The sequence below is a fragment of the Brevibacillus centrosporus genome (assembly GCF_046622605.1).
Lineage (GTDB): Bacteria > Bacillota > Bacilli > Brevibacillales > Brevibacillaceae > Brevibacillus > Brevibacillus centrosporus.
The window spans coordinates 2,983,574-3,006,784 of sequence record NZ_CP176856.1 but is presented as its reverse complement, the minus strand read 5'-3'; the positions used below and the strand labels follow the sequence as shown (position 1 = coordinate 3,006,784).

Annotated in this window: 21 protein-coding genes and 2 pseudogenes; 4 read left to right on the top strand and 19 right to left on the bottom strand. The window is 49.1% G+C overall.

The window, feature by feature from the left end:
- Positions 1 to 33 precede the first annotated feature (33 nt).
- From ACLIN2_RS15280 to ACLIN2_RS15255, 6 genes are read right to left on the bottom strand one after another with little or no spacing between them, the layout of a single operon-like run.
- Positions 34 to 1,194, bottom strand: coding sequence for a GNAT family N-acetyltransferase (locus tag ACLIN2_RS15280; protein ID WP_411504488.1), 1,161 nt, complete (start codon positions 1,192 to 1,194; stop codon positions 34 to 36).
- The gene (locus ACLIN2_RS15275; protein WP_411504487.1) at positions 1,181 to 2,512 is read right to left on the bottom strand and encodes a F390 synthetase-related protein; all 1,332 of its coding nucleotides are present in this window, start codon (positions 2,510 to 2,512) and stop codon (positions 1,181 to 1,183) included. Before ACLIN2_RS15275 ends, ACLIN2_RS15280 begins: the two co-directional genes overlap by 14 nt.
- The gene (locus ACLIN2_RS15270; RefSeq protein WP_411504486.1) at positions 2,500 to 3,351 is read right to left on the bottom strand and encodes an MBL fold metallo-hydrolase; all 852 of its coding nucleotides are present in this window, start codon (positions 3,349 to 3,351) and stop codon (positions 2,500 to 2,502) included. Before ACLIN2_RS15270 ends, ACLIN2_RS15275 begins: the two co-directional genes overlap by 13 nt.
- Positions 3,341 to 4,342 carry an NAD-dependent epimerase/dehydratase family protein gene (locus tag ACLIN2_RS15265; RefSeq protein WP_411504485.1) on the bottom strand — a complete coding sequence of 334 codons (1,002 nt, stop codon included), beginning with the start codon at positions 4,340 to 4,342 and terminating at the stop codon, positions 3,341 to 3,343. The genes ACLIN2_RS15270 and ACLIN2_RS15265 overlap by 11 nt, the downstream gene beginning before the upstream one ends.
- Positions 4,339 to 5,508: an ATP-grasp domain-containing protein gene (locus tag ACLIN2_RS15260; RefSeq protein ID WP_411504484.1), complete on the bottom strand. Its 1,170-nt coding sequence runs from the start codon at positions 5,506 to 5,508 to the stop codon at positions 4,339 to 4,341. The genes ACLIN2_RS15265 and ACLIN2_RS15260 overlap by 4 nt, the downstream gene beginning before the upstream one ends.
- On the bottom strand, positions 5,498 to 6,493 hold the full coding sequence (locus ACLIN2_RS15255; protein WP_411504483.1) for a beta-ketoacyl-ACP synthase III: 996 nt from the start codon (positions 6,491 to 6,493) through the stop codon (positions 5,498 to 5,500). The genes ACLIN2_RS15260 and ACLIN2_RS15255 overlap by 11 nt, the downstream gene beginning before the upstream one ends.
- A 211-nt stretch (positions 6,494 to 6,704) precedes the next feature.
- On the opposite strand from ACLIN2_RS15255, the gene ACLIN2_RS15250 reads away from it, so the two are divergent.
- From ACLIN2_RS15250 to ACLIN2_RS15240, 3 genes are read left to right on the top strand one after another with little or no spacing between them, the layout of a single operon-like run.
- Positions 6,705 to 7,805 carry an endospore germination permease gene (locus ACLIN2_RS15250; RefSeq protein WP_411504482.1) on the top strand — a complete coding sequence of 367 codons (1,101 nt, stop codon included), beginning with the start codon at positions 6,705 to 6,707 and terminating at the stop codon, positions 7,803 to 7,805.
- Positions 7,802 to 9,253, top strand: coding sequence for a spore germination protein (locus ACLIN2_RS15245; RefSeq protein WP_400581796.1), 1,452 nt, complete (start codon positions 7,802 to 7,804; stop codon positions 9,251 to 9,253). The genes ACLIN2_RS15250 and ACLIN2_RS15245 overlap by 4 nt, the downstream gene beginning before the upstream one ends.
- A gap of 14 nt (positions 9,254 to 9,267) precedes the next feature.
- Positions 9,268 to 10,425: a Ger(x)C family spore germination protein gene (locus tag ACLIN2_RS15240; protein WP_400581797.1), complete on the top strand. Its 1,158-nt coding sequence runs from the start codon at positions 9,268 to 9,270 to the stop codon at positions 10,423 to 10,425.
- Positions 10,426 to 10,442: 17 nt separating this feature from the next.
- Here the strand turns inward: ACLIN2_RS15240 and ACLIN2_RS15235 are convergent, their stop codons facing one another.
- From ACLIN2_RS15235 to ACLIN2_RS15195, 9 genes and pseudogenes are all read right to left on the bottom strand, one after another.
- Positions 10,443 to 11,657, bottom strand: coding sequence for an MFS transporter (locus ACLIN2_RS15235; RefSeq protein WP_411504481.1), 1,215 nt, complete (start codon positions 11,655 to 11,657; stop codon positions 10,443 to 10,445).
- A 239-nt stretch (positions 11,658 to 11,896) separates the two neighbouring features.
- A pseudogene (locus tag ACLIN2_RS15230) lies at positions 11,897 to 12,004 on the bottom strand (DinB family protein); the annotation flags it as partial.
- 25 nt (positions 12,005 to 12,029) lie between these two features.
- Positions 12,030 to 12,540 (bottom strand): annotated as a pseudogene (locus ACLIN2_RS15225) (hypothetical protein); the annotation flags it as partial.
- A gap of 124 nt (positions 12,541 to 12,664) precedes the next feature.
- A complete protein-coding gene (locus ACLIN2_RS15220) occupies positions 12,665 to 13,435 on the bottom strand; it encodes an ABC transporter ATP-binding protein (RefSeq protein WP_411504480.1) in 771 nt (256 codons plus the stop codon).
- Between the two features lie 54 nt (positions 13,436 to 13,489).
- On the bottom strand, positions 13,490 to 14,173 hold the full coding sequence (locus ACLIN2_RS15215; protein WP_411504479.1) for a DUF554 domain-containing protein: 684 nt from the start codon (positions 14,171 to 14,173) through the stop codon (positions 13,490 to 13,492).
- A gap of 84 nt (positions 14,174 to 14,257) precedes the next feature.
- Positions 14,258 to 15,589: an MFS transporter gene (locus tag ACLIN2_RS15210; RefSeq protein WP_411504478.1), complete on the bottom strand. Its 1,332-nt coding sequence runs from the start codon at positions 15,587 to 15,589 to the stop codon at positions 14,258 to 14,260.
- Between the two features lie 42 nt (positions 15,590 to 15,631).
- Positions 15,632 to 16,420 (bottom strand): HpcH/HpaI aldolase family protein, encoded by a 789-nt coding sequence (locus tag ACLIN2_RS15205; RefSeq protein WP_411504477.1) that lies wholly within the window; start codon positions 16,418 to 16,420, stop codon positions 15,632 to 15,634.
- A complete protein-coding gene (locus ACLIN2_RS15200; protein WP_092269795.1) occupies positions 16,410 to 16,754 on the bottom strand; it encodes a cupin domain-containing protein in 345 nt (114 codons plus the stop codon). Before ACLIN2_RS15200 ends, ACLIN2_RS15205 begins: the two co-directional genes overlap by 11 nt.
- A gap of 27 nt (positions 16,755 to 16,781) precedes the next feature.
- Positions 16,782 to 17,672, bottom strand: coding sequence for a DUF6282 family protein (locus ACLIN2_RS15195; protein ID WP_411504476.1), 891 nt, complete (start codon positions 17,670 to 17,672; stop codon positions 16,782 to 16,784).
- Between the two features lie 333 nt (positions 17,673 to 18,005).
- Between ACLIN2_RS15195 and ACLIN2_RS15190 the strand changes: the two genes are divergently transcribed.
- Positions 18,006 to 18,683, top strand: a complete 678-nt coding sequence (locus tag ACLIN2_RS15190; protein ID WP_301172785.1) for a GntR family transcriptional regulator — start codon at positions 18,006 to 18,008, stop codon at positions 18,681 to 18,683.
- Here ACLIN2_RS15190 and ACLIN2_RS15185 read toward each other — a convergent pair.
- From ACLIN2_RS15185 to ACLIN2_RS15170, 4 genes are all read right to left on the bottom strand, one after another.
- Complete coding sequence (locus tag ACLIN2_RS15185) at positions 18,666 to 19,511, bottom strand: MerR family transcriptional regulator (RefSeq protein WP_301172786.1); 846 nt, start codon at positions 19,509 to 19,511, stop codon at positions 18,666 to 18,668. The two genes, ACLIN2_RS15190 and ACLIN2_RS15185, sit on opposite strands and share 18 nt — an antisense overlap.
- Before the next feature lie 83 nt (positions 19,512 to 19,594).
- Complete coding sequence (locus ACLIN2_RS15180; RefSeq protein WP_411504475.1) at positions 19,595 to 20,641, bottom strand: DUF4432 family protein; 1,047 nt, start codon at positions 20,639 to 20,641, stop codon at positions 19,595 to 19,597.
- Positions 20,642 to 20,702: 61 nt separating this feature from the next.
- Positions 20,703 to 21,722 carry an ABC transporter permease gene (locus ACLIN2_RS15175; RefSeq protein ID WP_411504474.1) on the bottom strand — a complete coding sequence of 340 codons (1,020 nt, stop codon included), beginning with the start codon at positions 21,720 to 21,722 and terminating at the stop codon, positions 20,703 to 20,705.
- On the bottom strand, positions 21,697 to 23,205 hold the full coding sequence (locus ACLIN2_RS15170; protein ID WP_411504473.1) for a sugar ABC transporter ATP-binding protein: 1,509 nt from the start codon (positions 23,203 to 23,205) through the stop codon (positions 21,697 to 21,699). Before ACLIN2_RS15170 ends, ACLIN2_RS15175 begins: the two co-directional genes overlap by 26 nt.
- Positions 23,206 to 23,211: the final 6 nt, after the last annotated feature.

Genomic DNA, 23,211 nt, shown 5'->3' with positions numbered 1-23,211 from the left:
GCTCTCATCTATCAAAATTCTGCCATCATTCGACTACAGTTGGTACTTTTGAATCAAGGGAACGCCGAACCGCAAGAGGATCCATGACAACACACGCCAAACAATCCGACGGGACAAGGGAAGATGTCTGACGTACACGGCGGTATACTCTACTTCTCCCACTGCGCCTCGATCCGCCTTGAAGGCCCCAACTCCTGCGCTTTGATGCAGCAGCAGTTCCTTTTTCCTGGCTTCTTGTACCAGTAAGCTGGACAGCATCCGGTACAAACCCGCTTCTTTCGGCAGCGTGGTGTCATATCCGAATAGCGGTGTCGTCATGACCCCATTCCGCTCAAAGTACCCGAGGATGCCATCCAGCTGTCCATCCTTCTCGAGCCCTATTAATGTCAATGTCCTCTTTTTCAGAGCAAGCCTAATAAAGTCATGGGTAAACTGAGGATTTTGATGGGAGTATTTATCCAAATAGAGAGCGTTATACAAGTCGATGATCCGCCCGACCAAAGCTTGGTGCAGTTCTTCATGTGGAACGACGCGATAACCGGAGTTTTGCAGCATTCGCTGATCGCGCTTCAGCGTATTGCGTACTCGCCACCCACCAAGAGCAGGCCAATCAGGATGAAAGAGATAGATGCAACGGCTCGGCACCATGAGATACCCCGCTTTTCGCATCCCTTCGTACATAGCAGGGTGCAATTTCGCACTCACAGAGCGAAAGGCGATCACATACTGAAGAAATTCATGGGTACAAAATTGTGTGAGTGCAGATATCTGTTCCGGGGACAAGTCATGATAGAGATTGGTAGAGAGGAGCCAGTTGTTGAGGATGGCGATCTGATTGACCCTGCTTATCTTGAGCAGCCAACCGAGTCCCTTTAATACTCGCTCCAAAATCCATTCGAGCATCGGCATCCGCAGCATCCGCAGCTCTTCCCGGGCATAGGTAATGTAGTGAGTATACGGCGAACACACGTAGGAGTTTTCGTATTCCGTTTCATTGATGGTCACAGGCAACACGATGTCATCAACGGCTAGTGCCTCCATTTTTGTCCGTACGTTTTTCACATAGCGTTCTGCTCCATCTATCAGGCAGGCAGATAGGTAGGCTTTCACATAAGCTCCGTCTTTCATTTGTTCCCAGGGAACTTCCTGCAAAGCGCCTTGATCGTAGCGACGTACATTTCTACTCGATTTCACTTTGAGTAAACATCCTCTCCACTCGTCGCATTTTCTTCCCGCCTGACACTCGCTCGTATGGGGTAAACTGTATCTTCGGAATCTGAGCGCCATGCTGGCTTATGGCCTCCTGCAATCGACTTCTGACCTGCTCATACAAAAGCTCTTCTTTGCCTTCTGCTTTTATCGATACCTCGAGCAGCTGCGGATTCATCTGCTTGACTTTGTACTCCTGGATATCCTCAGACGTACGCAGCAGTGCACGCCGGATAAAATCAGGAAACACTGAAACCCAGCGATTTTGCGGTTGATTTTTGTGCCTGAACAGGAACACATCGTCTGCTCGTCCCTCAATCTTCTCCAAGGCTGTAAAAAGAGAACCGCATGGACAAGCGGTTTTCTTCTCTGTCAAAATATCGTTTAGCCGATAACGTATGATCGGCTGGGACGTACGAGAGAAATCTGTAAGGATTGGGTAAAATCGCTCCTTCTGTTCATCCAGATACTCTTTTCCCATCACGAGGATGTCTTCATTCACATGCAGGGTGCCGTGCGCACAAGTCACAGCAAGAAATCCTTCCGTGCATTGATAGATTTGGTGAATATTCTGGTGAAAGACTTGGCGAATGAAAGCTTCATCTAGCGGATCCAGCACTTCGGCTACCGAAATAATCTTGGCGGGAGACACCCGAAGCTCCCCTCTTTGTTTCGCTTCGGCTAACAAACGGAGCATGGAGGGTGGCGCCACGAGTACGGTTGGAAAAAACTCGTTTAGCCGTTGTATATGCTCTGAAATCGGATGTAACAGATCAAAAAAGGAAAAGCGAATGCGCCGCCGATTCACAGAGGTATAGAGATTGCTGTTGGCACGAAGGAAAAAGGCAATTCGATGGTCGTTCCACAGCTGCCCAGGAAGCGCCTTTGCCAAAACCATTCCCGCCCATCTCGCCCGCTCCTGTGGCCCGACGAGAAAAATCCCTCGGTTCCCCGACGTTCCCGAAGACAATCCAACTGTCACTTTTCCGATCTGCGGTGTAAAATCTCGTGAATCCTCCGCTTGAAAAGCGACTTGAAACGCATCCTCTTTGTGGATTCCAAACGTATTTAGGGAACTGAAATTTTCCATCATAAGCTGTTTATCGATGGGTGCAAGCTCCCTCCACGCATCCGGCAGGAGATCTCCAAACCTTTCCTGGTAAAAGGGAGATCGGGGCAAAATAGTGCGCAGCAGCTTTTGTACCTGCTGCTCTTGCCAGGCTTCCAGCTGGCTGCGTGTAGCCCACTTTTTCTGTAGACGCTTGGTCATCCAGTATTGCCACAGTAACGTTACGATCTCCATGCAAACACTCCTTGGCTCATTTGCCATACTTCCGCACAATGCGTTGGCAAAATTTTCAGACTAGGCCAATGAACAGACAGCTCATGGAGTCGTTTCAGATTTTCCCTGTAAGAGCGAATATCTCCCATAATGAACTGAGCTAGAGCATGCGGGAGCAAGTTTTGCCTATAAGCCGTGCTCGACCATGCCGCATCTGCACAGAGAAGTACGTCGCCTTGCTCCTGATCACGCAAAAACAAACCATATTGGCCGATAGCATGTCCGCTCAGATCAACCAAGAGCATACTTCCATCTCCAAAGAAATCATAGGCCTGCGAAAACGGCTGATAGGTTTGCGAGAGTGCTTTTGGGACCCCATGATCTACAAATTTCACGCGCTTTTCAAAATCGGAAGGCAGTAAATCAGGCAGATACCCTTCGCGAAGGGCACTGAGCCCCCGCTTTCCTTTTATATGCTCGTATGCAGCGGAAAAACAGAAAAGCTTTGCGCCTGGGAAATCCTGCAGGCCACCGATATGATCTGCATGGAAATGAGAGAGCAGCACCCCCGAAATACGCTGTGCTTCGATCCCGTGAGCCGACAGCTGTGCCTTTATACTTAGCTGCGGCGCTGTCACAACCGGGGTGATTTTTTGGTAAAGCGCATAGGGAAACAAACGGGTCGCCTCGAAAAAGCGTGGAGAGTACCCCGTATCAAATAAATACAAGCCATGTACCGGATGCTCAATGAGCGCAGCAATGGCATGAAAATCTATTGACTTCAGCCTGCCCCCTTTTATCGAAAACATCTCCAGCTGCCGGCAATAGCCTGTGTCCAAAAGGGTTAGCTTAACGTTCATGCTGTGTCCTCCACCATTTCGTAAACAATTCGATTCCTTCTTGCATGCTCACCCTCGGTTGGTAGTCAAGCTCGTCTTTCGCACGTGAAATATCTAGCGTCTGGCTTTTTGCCAGCACCCCGACTGAGTAACGCGTCAATACTGGCTCTCGGTATCCCAGAACCGTTTTGGATGCCAGTTCGAGCATCCATGCTGCTGCATATGCCTCCCTGTATGATATTTGCTTGGCTCGCAGTGGCATGCCTAGTCGCTGGAAGACCTCTCTGAGCACATAGATCATCGTCACAGGCTCTCCATTTGTGATGTTATAAGCCCGCCCCAGCGTCCGACTAGGTGAATCCATACAAAGCAGCAGGGCATCGACGACATTTTCTACATAAGTCAAATCGATTGTAGCTTTTCCGCCATTCACCAAAGGCACGAATTTCTCCTCGTTTGCCCGAATCAACCTGGGAAGAATCGCGTTATCTCCCGGACCGAAAAGCCCCCGCGGCCTGATCGTGATCGTCGCCAGCCCTCCTTGAAAAGCCTTTTCGATCTCAAGCTCGGCCAAATATTTCGTTTGTGCGTATGAATTGGCAAAGCGCCTGGGAAGCGGTACGGATTCTTTTATGTCGAGTCGGTCTTCAAAGTCAAAATAGATGCTGGGCGTGGAGACATGAACCAATCTCTCTACTCCATGTGCTAGGCAGCCCTCGATGGTATGGATCGTCCCTTCTACATTTGTCGCGTACATATCGGTGTATTTTCCCCATGGGGAGGAAAACGCTGCAGCGTGAAAGACGATTTCCTGACCTTTGCAGGCATGTCGAATCGCTTCCCTATCCGTGATATCCGCTTGGACAAACGCAATGCCACGATCGGTTAAATAGCGGCCAGCCATCTCGTTTCGCCCAATAACGGTAACGAGATGGCCATTGTCCTGGAGGCGCGTCGCCAGTTTTTGTCCGAGGAACCCTGTTCCGCCTGTCACCAATACTCGTTTCATCATGCCTCACCATTCCATTCTATATCGCTCGTGCTGCATTCCATCATACTTTTGCCAGTCTTTCGAGACTGCATCGCTAGATCAGTCAGCATGCGTACCTGTTGCAAGAACGGGAAAGGGTCTGTCCTGCTCCATACGACATCCCGCGCCGAACGAAAGTCCTGCAAAAAGCGCCGGCCATCTGCTGCTGACCGTACCGCCGGAAGACCGTACGCCATCATTGCCATCCCCAGCATAGACGGATGATTGCCGTGAGGAACGAATAACTCTGATTGTGTTCCAAAAAACGCTGCCGTTGCTTCAGGCTGATCTGCAAATAAATGAATGCCGCTGGTAAGGCGTGGGTTACACTCGATCACGTAAAGCTCGCCTGTTTCGCCTTCTATGAAATCAAAGGCAATCTGCCCCGAAAACTGCTGTCCATGGACAAATCGGTGAACAAAGTCCTTGACCTTGAAGTGATTGGCGTATGAAAAATGAATCGTGGCCCCTTGTCCAGCCGTATAAGAGGTCTCGTAATCTGCATAAAGGGCCAGTCTCCCTTCATGCGCCACAGCGTAGCTACAGATTTGCCTGCCTTTGATGAAATCCTGGACAAGCCATGGCTCTTGTTTGGAAACGGCCGGCAATTCCCCAAGCGCTGCCGAACGTGGGTCTGTTACGATCCGTATGCGTGAGGCAAATCTGGAAAAAACGGGCTTCAGTACGACCTGCCTGCTCGAATGCTTCAATGCTTCCCTCAGCTGCTCTTCTGTCTCTACCTTACGAGTAAGAGGCACTGCAGCCCCCGCCTGTTTCGCCAATTGCTGAAAGCTCCATTTATCATGAAGAGGACGCAGTATTTCTAGCCCTTCTGTCAGGACCTGCCCTTTCTCCAATAACCCATTCAGGCCACGCGAGACGTAGAATATCTCTTCGCAGGTTGGCAGGAGCATATCTACTTTTTCCTGTTCCATGATCCTTTGCAGTGCTTGGATATACCCCTCAGACTGTTGCCGCGGAGAAGGTACCCGATAGGATCGGGACACGGCCCGGGAACCCTGGCAAAGATGGTGACGGGCACTTTCCGCCACGATGACCCGATGCCCTGCCTGATGAAACAGGCGAGCGAGCTCCAGTGTAGCGGGCGCTCTCCCTCCTGTCAGTAATACCGTTTTTCTAGTACTCAAGGAGGAGTCCTCCAAGCGATAATCCTGCCGATGTTCCTAATAGCAGCAGGAGATCACCTCGCTGGATTTTTTCCTGCACGATTGCCTCATGCAAAGCCATTGGAATGGAGGCAGCAATCACGTTTCCATGGTTTTCGATGATATTCATCATTTGACTGCTGGAAAAGCCCAGCTTGGTTCCCATGATTCTCAAAGCCATTCCACTTGCCTGATGCGGAACAACCAGCCGTATGTCTTGCTTATTGATACGAACTGAATTCAACAGCTCTTCGACAAAGCCGGTGATGAGCTGGGAAGTCATTCGAAATATCTTCTTCCCATCCATGTCAAACTGAAAGTCTGCCTCTCGTCCTTGTCCGTATTGGCTCGGGTGTACCAGCGTTCCTCCTCCCCTGATTTCCGAATAATGAGCTCCTTCGCTGTAGGTTTGCATGCGAGAAGACAGGATACGGGAATTCTCCCCTTCCCCTGTTCGCCCGATCACCACGGCAGCAGCTCCATCGCCAAAAAGGATACAGCTCTCTTTTTGACCCCAATTTAGCCCTACGGAGGATACTTCTGTAGAGACGATGAGAATCCGCTGGTAGCATCCCATGGCTAACGAGCAGGATAACATATCCAAAGCCGTCACAAAGCTCAGGCAGGTCGAGTTCATATCAAAGCAGGGAATACCCGAATGGGATTGATGCAATTCTTTCTGAATGAGTGCTGCTGTGCAGGGAATTTCCTGCTGAGAGGTTCCACTTGCGCAAACGAGACAGTCGATATCAGAAAAGTCGAGCCCAGCCATTTCCAATGCTCGCTGCGCCGCGATGGCTCCCATCTGGGATGCCGTTTCGTCCGTCACGAAGTGCCTGATCCGCACACCCGATTTTTTTGCAACCCACCCTGCAGAGAGGCCAAGCTTTTCATCAAGCTCCTCTGCCGTCACTTGTCGCTGGGGCAAGTATTTACCTGTCCCCAAGATTTTTACTTTTCTTTCCATGCTGCGGTTCTCCTCTACTTCGTTCACAATCTCTCTTTTCTTCCTACAATTTACAATATATGAATGGAGTGGTATGTCAATCTATCTTTCGATTCATAGAAGTAATGCTCTCAAGTTGCTCGAATCTTATCGCTTTACCAAAATCCGCATAAGGAAGCCCTGAAAATGGCATCATTACCCATATAGTCAAAAAGGAAGGTTGTCCTCATAAGTGGGTAATGAATCAAGCGGAATCTCTGTGATTCAATTGTTTACGATATTCGCCCTGATGAATGGGCTCAAGAACCATGTGATCATCAACCCTATGCTGCTTGACGCTTCTGGAAGAGATGCTTGGATTACCGTTCTGGTGACCGGGCTGCTTTTTATTGGATGGTGTCTCCTTTTAAACTGGATGAGCACGAGATCGGGTCAACGTCCTTGGAAGGAGTGGTTAGCGAAGAGTACGCATCCCGTGATCATGTGGATTCTCATGATCCCCATTTGGTTGAATTTGTACTTGATTGGTGCGACAACGGTTATCCACACCGTTACCTGGAATACGACCAACTACTTGCCGGGATCATCGGCGATTTTACTTGTTTTGGCATTGATCATCATTTGCCTGGTCCTCTCTATCTGGGGAGTTCGGATCATCGCGATTACTTCGGGAATTTTGCTTCCGATCGTCATCCTCTTGGGCATTTTCGTCAGTCTGGCAAACTCGGCCGAAAAGAACTTCCAGCTCCTCAAGCCTATACTGGAATACGGATGGGAACCTGTGAGAAACGGTATGATCTATGCCGCTGGGGGCTTTTCTGAAATGCTCCTTGTTCTGTTGCTCCAGCATCGATTGACGCAGAAGCTTAAGACCTGGCAATTCTTTTCGTACAGCATCTTCACGATCATCATCATGATGGGACCAATCTTGGGAGCTATCACAGAGTTTGGTCCAGTTGAGGCTGCCAAGCAAATGACATCCCCTTACGAACAGTGGAGACTTGTCAGCATCGGCCAATACATCGAGCACGTAGACTTCTTTTCCATTTTCCAATGGCTGGCGGGTGCCTGCGTGCGGGTAAGCACTGCTGTTTATTTGCTCATCGATACCTTGCCCATAAAAAAAAGTGGGCATCGGATATGTACGATTCTTATCGTGATGGCAAGCTACATCTTGCTCTGTAGTATTCCAGCCATTAATGATTACACCTTTTATCTGTGGATGTACCACTATTCCATCCCTATTTCCTTTTATGTACTCTTCTCCTTATCGATCATTTGGTTTTTGATTACCTTATTTGCGAAACCTCTGCGAAAGGCTGAATCCGGATGACGAAGATGAAGCGCAGTTGGTCGGAAGATCAATTCAAGGATCTCTATAAAGGGTCGGCTGATGTCAGTATTGAGCCTTGCTATTTTCAGTCAGACTCTACTCCGACTGTCCTTCTGATCTATGTAAATGGCTTATGTGACTCCATCCGTATCCAAGAACTCGTCCTGCCTGAGCTCATTCGTTATTACGAGTCTCCAACTTTGGAGGATCAATCGCTGGATCTGTTGAAGACCAAGCTTTCCCTCGTCTCTTTTCTGGATGTTCCTTCTATCGACGAAATTGACGAATCTATTTTCGAAGGGGATCTTTTTCTTTTTTTTGTAAACGAATTCCGATTCTACCGAATGCATTTGAACAGCGTACCCAAGCGTCCACCCGAAGAGTCGAGTACAGAAATCTCCATCAAAGGGCCGAAAGACGGTTTTACGGAGGATATCACGACCAGCGTGGCGCTTATTCGCAAACGAATCCGCAGCCACTCCCTACACGTGGAAGAGTTTGTCATCGGCAAACGAACAAAGACCAAGGTAGCCTTGCTCTATTTTACTGATATTATCAACCCCAAAATATTAGCAGAAGTAAAAACAAGACTTACCTCGATCGTAACCGATGGCCTTTACAGCATAAACCAGCTGGAAGAAGCTTTAACTGGCTCTAAGCTAAAAATTTTGCCGCTCATCGAATACACAGGCAGAACAGACTTTTGCGTGAATGCTTTACTGGCTGGAAGATTTGTGCTTGTCCTTGACGGAAATCCGATGGTTTTAGTCGGACCTGCAGGGTTAAGCTTGATTTTGAAGTCTCCTGAAGATATACATTTCAATTATACCTACATCTCTTTCGCGAGGGTCATTCGAATTTTCAGCCTTTTTCTCTCTGTCTTTTTACCAGCCGTATGGGTCGCTTTGATGGCGTTTCATCAAGATCAGCTTCCCTTTCGAATCATGGCTACCATTGCCGTTTCACGTTTGGGGCTACCCTTCTCCTCGCAGATTGAGATGTTCATCCTGCTGATGCTCCTGGAGATATTTCGGGAAGCAGGGATTCGTCTGCCCAATGCGATTGGCCAAACACTGACTTCTATCGGAGGGTTAATTATTGGCGATGCCGCTATTCGAGCAGGGCTCGTCTCCCCCTCGGTGGTTGTTGTCGGTGCCATCACAGCTATTTGCAGTGTAACATTGGTCAACCAATCACTCAGCTCCGTCAGCAGTATTTTGCGTTTCTTTTTCTTCTTTCTCGCTTGTTTTCTCGGGATGTACGGGGTCATTCTGGGCATCGTCTTATTTGTCGCCTATATGGCAAGCCAGCGATCGTTTGGAGTAAGTTATTTGGCGCCGCTCTCCCCGTTGCTCTTGAAAACAGTCGTTCAGTCTTTTTTGCGAGTGCCATGGGAGATGCTGCGCCGCCGGCCAACCAGCATCCGAACACAGGACGATGATCGGTAAGGAGGGTGTGTGCATTGAAGGTAGATCGCATTTTTGTCCATTCCCTGCTCGTCCTTCTCTTGTTCCTTCCCGGATGCGGAAACTCGCGGGACATTCAGAATTTGGCCTATGTGACTGCTCTTGGTGTTGATTATGTCAATGGCAAGTATGTATCCTATGTGCAAGTTTTGAATTTCAGCAATATCGCCCGCTCAGAGGATTCCGTGCTAGGAAAGCCCGTTCCGATATGGATTGGTGTTGGAGATGGACAAAGTCTGTCTGGTTCGCTGACGGAAATCAATGCTACCTCCCAATACCCTTTGTTTTGGGGACATCTCAAATCTGTGGTCGTGACGGAGAGAGCCTTGAAACAGGGAGTTGCCGAAATATGCAGTACGTTAAATCGCAATCGTGAAATTCGCTACAATATCCTCGTATACGGTACCAAAGATAATTTGACGGACATTTTGACGCAAAAGTCGATCTTTAACCTCTCTCCCCTGGACACGATCATGTTTACTGGCGTGCAAATGAGTAGCCAAAAATCTTTTTTAGTCCCCTTGAACGGAAACCATGCCATCGCGAATCTTCATGAAAAAGGGAACCCGGCCATGATCCCCTCTATCGCCATCTCCAAGAAGAACTGGCGGGAGGATCACCTGAAAAAAGGAATGTTTATGATTTCTGGCGCTTACTTTTTCGAGAATGAGCGGTTAAACACGTGGATGCCACTCTACGAGCTAAAAGGCATACGCTGGACGAATCACGAACTCGAAAAAACTCCTCTCCGCATACCGTCAAAAGCTCCTGCGGGTATCGTGATCATGATGACTCATCCTCGCTTTAAAGTGAAACCTCACATCAAGGGAAATACCGTGACGTTTGATATACACGTAAAAGTAGAAGGAACGATTTATGAGCAGTTCGATGATATTCCGACAAGCACGCTTGAGCGGCATGCCGCCGAGGCCATCGAAGCTGAGCTGAGAAAAACGTTTGCGAAAAGCGTAGCCCTCAAATGCGATCCTTACCAATTACGCGAAATCATCTACCGTGATTTCCCTGCTGATTTTCATCGCCTGACCAAAAATAAGCCCTTCTTTTTAGACAAAAATTCGCTCGGAAGTGTAAAGGTAGAGGTGAAGGTGACTAGCACAGGCAAAATGAAAGGAGGATTTAATCGCAAACCGTAACAGCAGGCCCTTCAAGCTTAGAGGTGCCTGCTGTTTTTCTCGAGCAAAGCATGTTTTCCTTTCAACAAGGCATTCAGCTTTTCCGTAAAAAAGAGCATTCCCGCAGCGCTCAGGACAATTGCCCACGGAAAAATGGCAATGGATGTTTGGGACGCCAAAAAACCAAAAAGCGGCGGCAGACAAGTACTTCCCGTATAAGCGAACGCCATTTGATAGCCTATCATGGACGGAGCGTTTTCCCTTCCAAAGCGTCTCGGTGTTTCATGGAGCATGCATGGATAGATCGGAGCAAGGCCGAGCCCCGTAATGATTATGCCTGCCAGTGAAAAGAAGGGCGGCAATGGCAGGATCAGCAAGCACGCCCCAAATAACGCTATCCACTGGCCGAGACGGATGAGGGATTGATTTTTTATCGTAAAGGCAACAAATCCCGTAATGAACCTGCCTACCGTAATGCCCGCGTAATAGAAGGAAATCCATTGAGCAGCAACAGCTGCAGGAACTTCTTTCACATGGACAACAAAGCTGCTCCCCCATAAACCGATCATCGCTTCGACCCCGCAGTACAATAAAAAAGAAGCGAGTGCCAATCGCCCCCCTTTGATCTGAAGCGGATGAGAAGTATGGACACCTTCTGTCTCGATAAGAGGTGCTTCGATTAAGGGAGCCTGTGCGCGATTGGCTGCTGCTCGTTCCCATAAAGGGAGTGTAAGGAACAAAATAACCACTAACATAAATTGAACGCAGGCAACAATGAAATAGCCCTGCCTCCATAGAGTTTCCTCAGAAATATAAGGCGCCATGATCAGCGGTCCAAGCATGGCCCCAACACCCCAAAAGCAATGCAGCCAGCTCATATGATGCGCTTTGTAATGGGCCGCTACGTAATGGTTCAATCCCGCGTCTACTGCTCCACCTCCTAGCCCAAGCGGAATGGCGAGTATCCATAGCCATAACAGCGATGGGGCAAAAGCCATTCCGAGCAAAGCGGTGGCAGTCATGATGCAGCTAACCAAAGTGACTTTACCAGTACCGAACCGCTTCAATACTGTTCCACTCGCTAAACTGGATACAATGGTGCCGGCAGCAATGCTCATAAAGAGGAAGCCAGCCATCTCCATCGGGGCCTTCAAATCCTTTTGCATCACCGGCCATGCTGCACCGAGCAACGAGTCAGGCAAGCCCAGGCTGATGAAAGCCAAGTAGATCAGGACTAAAAAGAAAGTCGCCATCCTTACCCCCCGCTTATATCTTCCCGTAGTCGGTCAAAAAACAGAACCTGCATCCATACCTATTCAGCGCCATTGGTTTCATTACGGAAAGGAGCAAATCAAAAAAGCGCTATCTTCCTCAAGCTGGTCGAGCTTTTCAACGGAGAGGCTGCTCAAGACCTGCGTGAGATTGCGTTGTGCGCTTTCCGCTCCCCATCGAGATGATGTGGCCATGTGGCCATTCCGGGAGGCTTTCAATTCGCCTGATCAGCAGCAAGTCCTTGTATGCCATGTTGAAAAGGTGCGTACCAGCTCTCTTTATCGAATGTGGAATCTAGGACCTTCAGTAGCAAATCCATTCGGCTCACAGACAGCTCCTCCTTGTTGGTTGGATTACTTCAAGTATCTTCCCGTAATCGACTGCTCGGCATGGATGATCTGCTCAGGTATACCCTCGAACACGACCTGACCGCCCTTGCTTCCTCCATCCGGTCCACTATCGATAATCCAATCCGCTTGGCTGATCACTTCCAGATTGTGCTCGATCACGCCCTCCACCGTAATATTCGTGGCCTTCCCGGCGAAATCCATCTTCACTATCCTCCTTATAGTCCGGCAGCAAGATGGCCCCTTCATTTAATGATTTTGACATGTCCAGCGCCTTGCTCATGTCTACGACCAGCTTGCGTCCAATCCCGTTACACTCGGGACACATACCTTGTGGATCGTTGAACGAGCCACCCAGCCGCTTTTGATCCACGATCACAGCCATGCTCAGGTTTTCGATCGCGTCTGTATCCGGCTGCGGATAGCGGGGCAGGAACGTACGCACGAACATGCTGAAGTTCTCGTTTAGCAAACGCGTAGACTCTGCGGCGGTCGTATCGAAGACGATCGAGGATTTCCATGGCACCATTCTTCGGGCTGGGAAAGTCGACTGCCCGACACGGGGGCTCGTACATGAAAAAACCGGGGGCAAATATATACCCTCTGCTAGCTGATTCTTATTGTGGATTCAATAGAGGACTTCAAAGCAGCTTCAGAATCGGCCTATCGTTGTGCCAATCCAACTGAAGCGGTACGTGATAAGCACGCGACAGGTTTTCTGTGGTCAAAACCTCATGCTTTGCACCAGCCGCTATGATTTTCCCTCTTTCGAATAACGCGCAATGGGTAAACAGGGGGACAATTTCATCCAAATGATGGGTAACATAGATCAAAGTGGACTCAGCAACCGTTTTTTCTAAGGTCGATAGCACTTGCTCACGCTCGTACAAGTCAAGCCCGGAGCAGACCTCATCCAGTACCAATAGATCCGGAGATTTCATGAGCGCGCGGGCAAGCATGACTTTTTTCCGTTCTCCTTGGGAAAGAGAGCCAATCAACTGATCATGCAGATGCGCCAAGCCGAACTGCTCGAGCTTCTCGTACGCTTTTTCCTTCAGCTTTGGAGGCATTTCCTCATACATCCGCAAGTAGCTGTATTCACCGGTGGCGACGACTTCCCATACAGGGTCGTGAGAGGTCAGTCTTTCAAATAACGATTGGCTGACATACCCGATGCGCTTCCGAATCTCTCGTACATCGCATTCACCGTATGTATGTCCAAGTACCTGCACACTCCCCTTGCTGGGAAACAAGTAGCCAGTGATCAGCTCTAGAATCGTCGTCTTGCCAGAGCCATTTCTCCCTAGAAAGACCCACCGCTCCCCTTGATCAATCTGGAGATGCACATCTGTAATAACCTCGCGCTCCTGGCGTTGAAAAAAAATCTCTTCCAAGCGAACTACGCTGCTCATCAGCCGATTCCCCCGTTTTTCATACTCCGTCTTTTTTTCTTTCTACTTGTCCCGTCAAAACCCGATGAGACTCTTCACCGTCAAATATACCACTGGAAAGAGCAACGCGGGTATCAGATTCATCGTTTTAAACTTCTTCACCCCAAGAATGCTAAGTCCTGAGCTCAGAATCAAGACACCGCCGATAATTGAAATTTCCGTGAGCAGCTCAGAGGTAATAAAATCGGCAACATACCCTGCTGCCATGTAGAAAAAGCCTTGCCAACAAAACAAAACGATGGCAGATAAAGCAATCCCGATGCCGAAAGTGGCAGCCAGCACCATGGATGTGATCAAGTCCAAGATCGCATTGGTAAACAAATAGGTCTGATTGCCGTTCAATGCACTCTCAATCGGTCCGACTATGGACAAGGTACCGATGCAGAATAGCAGTACAGCCGTCGATAAGCCCTCAGCCAGGTTTCCTTTGGAGATACGAGAGACGAGGTTCTTAAATCGGCTCTCCATATCCAGCTTTTCACCAACAATACTCCCTACTGCGAGACTTACGATGAACAAAACCGGGTATTGACTATTCCCCATATGCTTCGAGATGGAAAAAACGCCAAGCGCCGTGACGGCGAGCCCCATTCCCTGCATCAGGATGTCTTGATAGGATTCTTTCATCCCTCTCTTAAAAATACTTCCAATCACACTGCCAATGATGATCAATACAACGTTCACAATGGTTCCGAGCACAGTGATTTTCCTCTCCTTCATTTATTCTTGGAGAAAGAATAAACCCTCCAGTAGATGGAGGGTCAATAAAAAGTTGCTGCTCGCTTATAAGTCGACTTCTTTGGTTTCGGGACCGATCAGTGCGCCTATTGTAATGAAGAGTCCACCTATGACCAGAATCACGATCGGGGTATAGACATAAGGCATGAAGCGTTGGAAACCGAGCATGATAAATGGTGTTAGCGCTGGAATGATAAGTGCCAGGCTGTAGCCGACTCCATAGCCGGAAGCTCGTACTCCGGTATGAAAGCGCTCCGTAATGTAAGAGGTCAAGACGCCGAAGACTGGCATCACCAGCGAGTTCACCAGCACAACCAAAAGGATGAGAGAACCAGCATGCTGGTAGCCGCTGCTAAGTAGATAATAGTAGAGAATCGGAGAAACGGTAAAGCCCAGGATGCCGAATAGAATCAGGACTGCTTTTCGACCTATTTTTTGGCTGATGGCTCCTGCAAAAATAAACAGAAAGAACATGACAATGTTTGTAATGAGTTGTGCATTGGTGGAAAGGGTACTATCTACCTTCAGCATCTTCAGCATACCAGGCAAGGAAGAAATGATTGCGTTGGTCGCAAACCACACACCGCTCATGACCAGAAATACTTGGCCGAGCTGGGCGAGGTTTGCTTTGCTGACTAAATCCTTGAGAGGGTTATCCGCCTTTTTGGATTCTTTCCATACCTCTGATTCTGGTACTTTATAATAGGAGTAAATAAATAGGGCAAAAGAGAGCAAGGCACCGATGATAAAAGGAATTCTCCACCCCCACACGGCATAGGCGGAGGTCGCGTCACCCGCCGGGAACAGCTTCAGGGTAGCCAGCGTCACAACGGATACGATAATCGTTCCAGCTGGAAAGCCGGCATTGATAAATCCGCCAAACAGTCCACGCTTTTGCTTGGGCGCGTACTCCATAGCCAAAGGATTCGCTGACGTATACTCGCCTCCCATAAAAATACCCGCAAACAGTCGGAGGATCGCCATCGTGATAATGCCGCCGAGCCCCCAGACAGCATACCCGGGCAATAGCGCAATCAACAGTGTCGAGACCGCGATGCCGAGAATGGATACCAGGGTCGTTTTTCTCCGCCCTATCTTGTCTCCGTAATAACCGAAGATCATGGAACCAATCGGCCGTCCAATCAGTGACAGGACAAATACCAGGAAATAGAGCGTCGTTGCTACTGTCGGCGAAAGATCTGCCGGCTGAAAATACACCATCGCAGGCGCTAAGGCAATAATCGGCAAATACACGTCAATCATATCGACTGTAAATCCAAAGAAGGCTGCCAGTAACGTTTTCTTTCCTTCTTCACTCAGCTTCTCGCTGGATTGGTCTTTCGTTACAAGGATGCTGTCTGTAGCTGCTTTCCCCATGGATAACCCCCCTTAGGCTCTAACATGCTTGGAAGCTGCGCCTTACGCGTTTTCACGCAAGGCACAGGCTTTGGCGATACCTTCTATTACCTGTTTGAACAACGCAACATCGGACGCCCATACAATATAGGGAATTTGATGTTGGAGCGCAAAGCGATACTGCTCTTCATTTGTGACGGCGATTCCCGCTTGTTTCCCCCGCTGCTGACAAACCTCCAAAATGCGATGGACAGGCTGGGCGAGCCCTCCGCGCAAATAGTCGGCTCCAACTCCCAAGGATATTCCCAAATCGACTGGCCCGATAAATGCTACATCCCATCCCTCTACCTGGCAGATCGCATCCACCTGATCGTAAGCGCTTTCAGTTTCGATATGAATGGCTATCGTTGTCTGCTGGTTGGCTTTTGCCAAATAGTTTGGCGGTGTATTCCCGAAACCTGCTGCGCGGTGGGCGTAAGTGACGCCACGTGACCCTTCCGGTGGATATTTCGCTTTGTCTACAGCATCCTTGACCTCCTCGACTCCGTACAGCTGCGGGATCTGGATGCCTGTCGCACCCAAATCCAACGCTCTGAGCACGGAGCTCCTGGTCGCATCCGGTATCCTCACCATGCTCGTCATACCATGGAGATCTGCTGCGCGAACCATCTGCTCCACCTGAGAGAAGCTCAGGGTGGTATGCTCCATATCGATCACGATAAAGTCAAAACCTGCCATCCCTAACAGCTCAATGATCTCAGCGGAAAATATTTTCACAAAAGTCCCCAGCTGCGGCTCGCCCGCTCTCAGCCTCTTTTTGAAGGTGGAGTCCCTCTCCTGCCTATGCATCATACTCTGCTCTTTTCGGTGTAAAGATGTCCAGATTGTATACAGGCTCATCGCCAACAACTTCTGCGTAATGCTCTACATCGGGCGGCACTACGAGAAGTCCTCCTGCCTCCAGATAGACGATCTCTGCACCCACATGAAAATTCACCTTGCCGCTCACGATGTAGACAATCTGCTCGTAGGAATGATGATGCGGCTTCGGTTCATGTCCGGGATGAAGTACGTGCAGAGCGAGCGTAGCCCCTTCTCCGCTGAATGCTTTTCGAGTCACACCTTCGCGTACAAGCACTTCCTGCATCGTGTTCCAGTTGGCTGCCTTAATGGTTGCGTTCCCCATATGTTTCCCTCCTGAGTATGTGGATTTCTAGCCTTCTACCAAAAACGTCGTGTTGGTTGCAGTCATTTGCTTGATTTCTTCTTTCCCAAAGCCATTGTTCAGCAGATTGGAAACAAAAGTGACCATTCCTTCATCTGGGAACGGATTGTTCACTTGTCCAAGGTCGCTGGAAAGAATCGTACGCTCTGGTCCGACAAAGCGAATCATTTCATAAAACTGTTCCCATTCCACGCCATACGTCGGTGTAATGACACCAAAGCACTGCTCCATGAAAGCTCCTAGCTGCGCGAGCTCCTTTTGCTCCTCTTTGGAAAGGCTTACAGAAGAAAACGTGGGATGGGTGACTACGACCTTTTTCACACCGTGATCGCGTGCGGCTCGAACCAGATGATAAATTTCTTCCTTGCCCAAGTGACCGGTGGCCAAAATCAGATCTCGCTGCGCCACAATCTCCACCACTTCTAGGGCAGCTGCCGTCAGCTTGCCATCCTCTAGAATGGAAAGACCGGCCTGAGTTTTGCCCTGCTGATTGAGCTCCAGCTGGACCTTCGCCCAAGGGGGCAGCTCTTCATAGCTGTTTTGCGCCAATAAGTATCGGAGCTCATTGGCTGCATCAAAAGTAGGCATCCAAACTATTTTGGCGCCGTCGCGCGCTGCCATCTCGACTGCCATCGGATTGATTCCGCCTGTCGGATAGTTCAGGGCAATCGCCCCGATCGGATTGACGTCAGGATACAGCTTCTTCACCAATCTCGCCCGCTCTGCTGTACAGAAGTAATGAGATTTGATCCCAAAGCCTTTCATTCCTAGACGTTGCACCCGCTCCGCCATCTCGAGGTCATCGAGCTTTCGTTCGTTGACATCAGGTCCGGTGTGTACATGGAGGTCATACGCTCCCTCAAGCAACTCTGCGTACATCGTATCAGCTCACCTTCTGCTCAAAATGATATGGAAAATTTTCACCATTACATATGATGATGAGTCAAATTATATATAATCTGAATCATGACTGTATATTATAAAAAATATTGCGAAACTTCAAGAGCTTTTTTCCATGAATTTTCTCATGTCGCGTTTGCAAAATACCCTTCGTTTACGAATCATGTACAAAATCAACAAAATCATATATAATTACTATCCGACATGATATATTTTTAGTGGATTCTTTATGAAAAGGATCCTACTTCTTACATCTATAGAATGACTAGAATGGGATTTGCGAGAATCATATTTCGAGGGAGCGTTTATTCCATGACAATCGGAGATTTTGAGGGGAATACCAAATCAGATAAAGTATACGAGTATTTGAAGGAGAGAATTTTGACCGGGGCCTACAATCCTGGAGACCGTCTCGTCATTCGAGAGGTATCTCGCCAGCTTGGAGTGAGTGACATTCCCGTACGTGAAGCGATCAAGAAGCTGGCTTCCGATGGTTTGCTCGAGCTGAAGTCACATAGTGGCGCTCGAATTGCACCTCTGAATATTAAAAACCTGGAGGAAATCTTCACGATTCGCGTAGAACTGGAGACGCTTGCCACTAGACTTGCCGTAGATGCAGTGACTTCCGAGGAGCTGGACCTCTTAGAAAGCTATGTACAGAGCATGGATGAAAGCATCCAGAATAACGACATTCCCACCTACACCGCGAGCAACCGCCAGTTCCACCAGCTGCTCTACCGCGCCTCCCACGCGCCTATTCTGGTAGAAATGATTGAGAATCTGTTCATGAGAAGCGAAAATTCAAAGATGATTTTCCACCATGATCCCGCTCGTCTACGCGCATCCAATGAAGAGCACCGCGCCGTTGTAGAGGCGCTGCGCAGCAAGGACCGGGAAAAAGCTGTATCCGTCATTCGGGCACAGAAAGAGAGTGGATTTAAAATCGTCATCGATGCCTTAAAGCTTTCCAGATCACTGCTCGGGGGGTAAATCTGCCTCCCTGCTCGTTTTGACTCGTATCTGGATTTCGGTGACAAATTTGGATCTGTCATTCGTAAGACCATAATCGATCAACGTAATTTCAATCGCATCCTCCGTCATTTCGTAGCCTTTCCGCTCGAAATAATCCAAGAGCTTTCCATAGTAAAAAGAGGCGTCGGCATGCGTCCCTGTAAAGCGAATCGTGGCGTATTGGCCTGCAGGGAGCGTCGTTGCCTGCGCCTCCTCCATTTCCAAGCTTTCATTTTCCATGATGACAAAGATAGAGTCATACTCCTCAAAGCTCCGTTCCTTGACCTTTTCCACGTCAAGCAATAACCCGACCTTCCCCAGAAAAATCGTGGATTTCATCCTCGTACTGTTTTCCAGCAGGCGTATAGACATTTCCAGGCTGTCGTTCTTCTGAATTTTTTGTTTCAGACGAACGATCATGCGTTCCGGAATGAAAACTTCTTTGATCTTATCCAGCTCTTCTTTCTGTGTGGCGTCCGTGATCTGATGGATGCGGCTCGCAATCTTTTTTTCAATCTGCTTAAATTCCTGGATGCGCCTTTGTGTTTCCCGCTGTTGTTCTTCCAGTAACTGCAGGATTCGGTCGATATCCCGGTTTTCCAAAAAGTACTTCACATTTTTCAGCGGGATGTTCAATGCTTTTAAGTACAGAATGGTATTGAGCTGTTCAAATTGCTCGATCGAGTAGTAACGGTAGCCCGTTTTTTCATCGACGTGGGCAGGCTTAAACAAGTCGATATCATCGTAATATCGCAAGGTGCGGATATCGATTTGGAAGAGTTTTGAGATTTCTCCTATTAAAAACATCAGGCAGCACGTCCTTTGGGAACTTTTCTCCAGCAGCGGAAAAAGCGAAGATAAAATTAGTATAGAAGCTAGCATACAATCATTCAATCTCCGCAAGCCCTGTGCCCTGTGTTGTCCCTCCTCCCTTCGAAAACCGTGAGCTTCAATGAAAAGCATTTGGACTGTGCTGGCTCGATGCGCATCGCCACTCCTTTTTCTATCGAGTCTAGCAAGCCTTCCTCTGAAAACGTGCTGCAAGGCTCCACTCCCATGACGTAGCAGCGCCCGTAAAACGGGTAGTCTTTGAGTCCCTGAAATTCTTGCCAGAGCCATACATACGGCATCACACGCAAATCCCAGGCAACGCCTACCGACAGATCAAGTTTGCCATTCGTAAGCTCGTAATAGCCCTCTGACAATTCGCATAAAACGCCAAAATCGGTTGTTTGCTCGTGACGCGGCGGCAATTTGCTCATATCGTGGATGGCGCCGTGTGAAGTAACGAGTGGCCAATTGGATGGACCAAAAGGCAATCGAGACAAGCGTTGATCCCGCACAGCGCCGATGATCGATTTGGCAGGGACATGCAGCGAGCAATCTTCCGAGAGAAACGGTTCGCCGAAAGCAATATGCTGCCCCCACTCGCAGTCCATGGCTTCCCTACCCAGGTTTGTGATCTTCTCTTCGATCGTCAGAGTCGCCGTGTTCGCCTCCAGCTGCAGTACCCGCTCCAGACGAAAGGGGGATCTCGTCAAATCGGTGCAAAATCGTACACGCAGCTTCTCTCCCGTTTCCTCGACCTGGTACTTCCAGAGAACCATGCTCGCTTCTCCATGAAAGCCGTACAGTGCGCCTTTATAGTGGCATTCATTCCCCGCATTCGGAAACATGAGCTGCCAGCCTCCATGATAGGCATCCAGCCATCGCTGCTTGGAGCCTTCGCTGTGAAGCATGCACATTCCCGGCGCGCTCACACCCCAAGGGGCTTTCCACAAAAGCTCCAGATTTTCGCGTTTTTTGTACTGAATGCTGTATATATCCGCTCCCTTCGCTGGCAGGACGACTACCCGCAGCAGCGGGGTATGCATTTCGATAGCGAGCATTCCGTTTTCCAGCCTGCTTTCCTTGACGATGCACAGATTGTTAGGCATTGCGATCTATCCCCCCTATTCCGACTGAAAAACAGCCCAAGAAAATCGGGCTGCTTACATTCTAACGGGCACGCTTTTTCTGAAATTGGATCGCCGTAATGAGAACAGCAATGAGAATCAACAGGCCTCGAACGATGTATTGCACGTACTCGTTAATATTTAATAGAACCATGGCGTTGATCAGTACCCCGAGAAAGATCAGCCCGATAAAGGTGCCCCACACCTTGCCAATACCGCCCATCAAGCTGGTTCCCCCGATAATAACGGCCGCAATGACCAACATCTCCCACCCTTTTCCAAAGTTAAACGATCCAGACATCACTTGTGATGATACGAGGATTCCGCTCAAGGCTGCACAAAGCTGAACGGCAACCATGCAAATGATCTTCACGCGGGTAACATGGATTCCGGAAAGACGCGCTGACTCGGGATTGCCTCCAACGCCATACACCTCACGCCCAAATTTCGTATGGTTCATGATGACAAAAACGACTGCGAAGACCAAGAGCAGAATGATCGCAGGGATTGGGATCGACCAAATCTTCCCCGAGCCAATCACGCTGTACCAGGATGGAAGCGTCGTAACGGGAAACCCTTTTGATAAAACAGCAGCAAGCCCGTAGATCACATTGAGCATCGCGAGCGTGATGATAAACGAAGGCAGTTTGTATTTGGTCAGTATCCATCCGTTAAAAAGCCCGAGCAAGCCAGCTGCGAAAAAAGCGACAACGATTCCTACGAGGGCCGCTTGATCGATTCCCATCCAGCCTGATTCAGACAACCATCCGCTCACAAGACCGACAATCACACCTGTTAAAGCAACGGTCGAGCCAATCGACAAATCAATCTCGCCTGCGATAATTACCATCGTCATGCCGAACGCGATGCATCCCTGCAGAGCCATGTTCCTCAGGATGTTCAGCAGATTATCCGTCGTGAGAAAGCCAGGAGAAGCGAAGGTCATCGACAGAATAATCACGAGGAGGATAATCTCCAGTACGTATTTGTTGACGATCTTGCTCCATAGGGCTGCTTGGCCCTGCTTGGTAGTATGGTTAACCTCGATCGGGGTCGATTTCACGTTCCTCGCCTCCCATACTCAGCGCATACACATCTTCCATCCGCAGCTCTTCCGGAGCGTATTCCCCCACAATCTGTCCATCGCGCAGGATCAAAATGCGATGACACACCTCCAGCAGCTCCTCCAGCTCAGAAGAAACGATGATGCTGGACACGCCTTTGCGCGACTGATCCCAAATGATTTGAAAGATTTGTTGCTTGGCGTTCACATCGATACCTCGGGTTGGCTCGTCAAAGAAAATGACGCGGGGATTGCTATTCAACCAGTTGCCCACGACTACTTTTTGCTGATTGCCACCCGATAAAGAAGAGATCGGATGCTCGATGTCGGTCACCTTGATTTGCAGATCAGACACTTGGCGATCGACAAGCTGGAGTTCCTTCTGACGATCCAGAAACAGACCTTTTCGGATCTGGTCGAGATTGGCAAGGCATAGATTTTCCCGGATGGAATGGATTTGAATCAAGCCTTCTTGTTTTCTGTCCTCCGGGGTCAGGGCAACTCCCCATTTTTTCATTTTTTCGGGAGTAGGGGCAGGAATGCACTCCCCTTGATAAATAATCTCTCCGCTGTCAAATCGCTCTGCGCCAAAGATGGATTTTAACAGTTCTGTACGTCCTGAGCCGAGCATCCCAGCAATTCCGAGAATTTCTCCTTCACGCAGCTGAAAGGAGATGTCTTTCCATTTGTTTTTTCGGGTTAATCCTTTTACCTCCAGGACAATCCGTTCCGATCGGCGTAAATCACTCGGACGCGTCCGAATTTCCACGTCGCCAAACATCATGCTGATCAGCTCACGCCGGGATAGCTTTTCCATGGGTGCTGTACCAATCAACTGGCCTTCTCGCAATACCGTGCAACTGTCCGCTATTTCCCATAGCTCGTGCAAGCGGTGCGAAACGTAGATGATAATCACGTCCTGCTTTTTTAATTCGCGAATCATCGCAAAGAGCGCTTCTACCTCGTTCTTCGCCAAAGCTGAGGTGGGTTCATCCAACTGCAGCACCTTTGGCCGAAAGCTCATCGCCTTTACGATTTCGATCATCTGCGCTTGCCCGACACTTAAGTTGTAGACCATTTCGTCTGCGGGTATATCAACGCGCAGCTCTTGTAATAGCTCCTTTGCCTTCGCATACGTTTGCTTCCAGTTGACGAGTGGACCACGCATGGGGGTTCGGCCAAGCAGAATATTTTCCGCTACGGACATCCCGGGAACGAGGCTTAGCTCCTGATACACGGTAGCAATTCCTTTGGCAAATGCTTGACTCGGGTCTGTGAACTTCAAGGGGGTGCCATCGAGCACGACCTCGCCGCTGGTCGGCGGGACAGCTCCCGAAAAGATTTTGAGTAGAGTGGACTTTCCAGAGCCATTTTTCCCGAGCAGCGCATGCACCTTGCCACTTTCAAAGGAAACGGATACTTGCTGCAAGGCAACCGTGCCAGGGTATATTTTGGTTATGCTTCTCGTCTCCAATCTCGTCACTTTGGG

Bases quoted from the DNA above. Each gene is read 5' to 3' on its own strand.
- ACLIN2_RS15210 (WP_411504478.1), bottom strand. From the start codon at position 15,589: ATGGGGAAAGCAGCTACAGACAGCATCCTTGTAACGAAAGACCAATCC.
- ACLIN2_RS15195 (WP_411504476.1), bottom strand. From the start codon at position 17,672: ATGTACGCAGAGTTGCTTGAGGGAGCGTATGACCTCCATGTACACACC.
- ACLIN2_RS15220 (WP_411504480.1), bottom strand. From the start codon at position 13,435: ATGAGCAGCGTAGTTCGCTTGGAAGAGATTTTTTTTCAACGCCAGGAG.
- ACLIN2_RS15200 (WP_092269795.1), bottom strand. From the start codon at position 16,754: ATGGGGAACGCAACCATTAAGGCAGCCAACTGGAACACGATGCAGGAA.
- ACLIN2_RS15235 (WP_411504481.1), bottom strand. From the start codon at position 11,657: ATGGCGACTTTCTTTTTAGTCCTGATCTACTTGGCTTTCATCAGCCTG.
- ACLIN2_RS15190 (WP_301172785.1), top strand. From the start codon at position 18,006: ATGACAATCGGAGATTTTGAGGGGAATACCAAATCAGATAAAGTATAC.
- ACLIN2_RS15245 (WP_400581796.1), top strand. From the start codon at position 7,802: ATGACGAAGATGAAGCGCAGTTGGTCGGAAGATCAATTCAAGGATCTC.
- ACLIN2_RS15270 (WP_411504486.1), bottom strand. From the start codon at position 3,351: ATGAACGTTAAGCTAACCCTTTTGGACACAGGCTATTGCCGGCAGCTG.
- ACLIN2_RS15275 (WP_411504487.1), bottom strand. From the start codon at position 2,512: ATGGAGATCGTAACGTTACTGTGGCAATACTGGATGACCAAGCGTCTA.
- ACLIN2_RS15265 (WP_411504485.1), bottom strand. From the start codon at position 4,342: ATGATGAAACGAGTATTGGTGACAGGCGGAACAGGGTTCCTCGGACAA.
- ACLIN2_RS15185 (WP_301172786.1), bottom strand. From the start codon at position 19,511: ATGTTTTTAATAGGAGAAATCTCAAAACTCTTCCAAATCGATATCCGC.
- ACLIN2_RS15205 (WP_411504477.1), bottom strand. From the start codon at position 16,420: ATGATGCATAGGCAGGAGAGGGACTCCACCTTCAAAAAGAGGCTGAGA.
- ACLIN2_RS15180 (WP_411504475.1), bottom strand. From the start codon at position 20,641: ATGCCTAACAATCTGTGCATCGTCAAGGAAAGCAGGCTGGAAAACGGA.
- ACLIN2_RS15255 (WP_411504483.1), bottom strand. From the start codon at position 6,493: ATGGAAAGAAAAGTAAAAATCTTGGGGACAGGTAAATACTTGCCCCAG.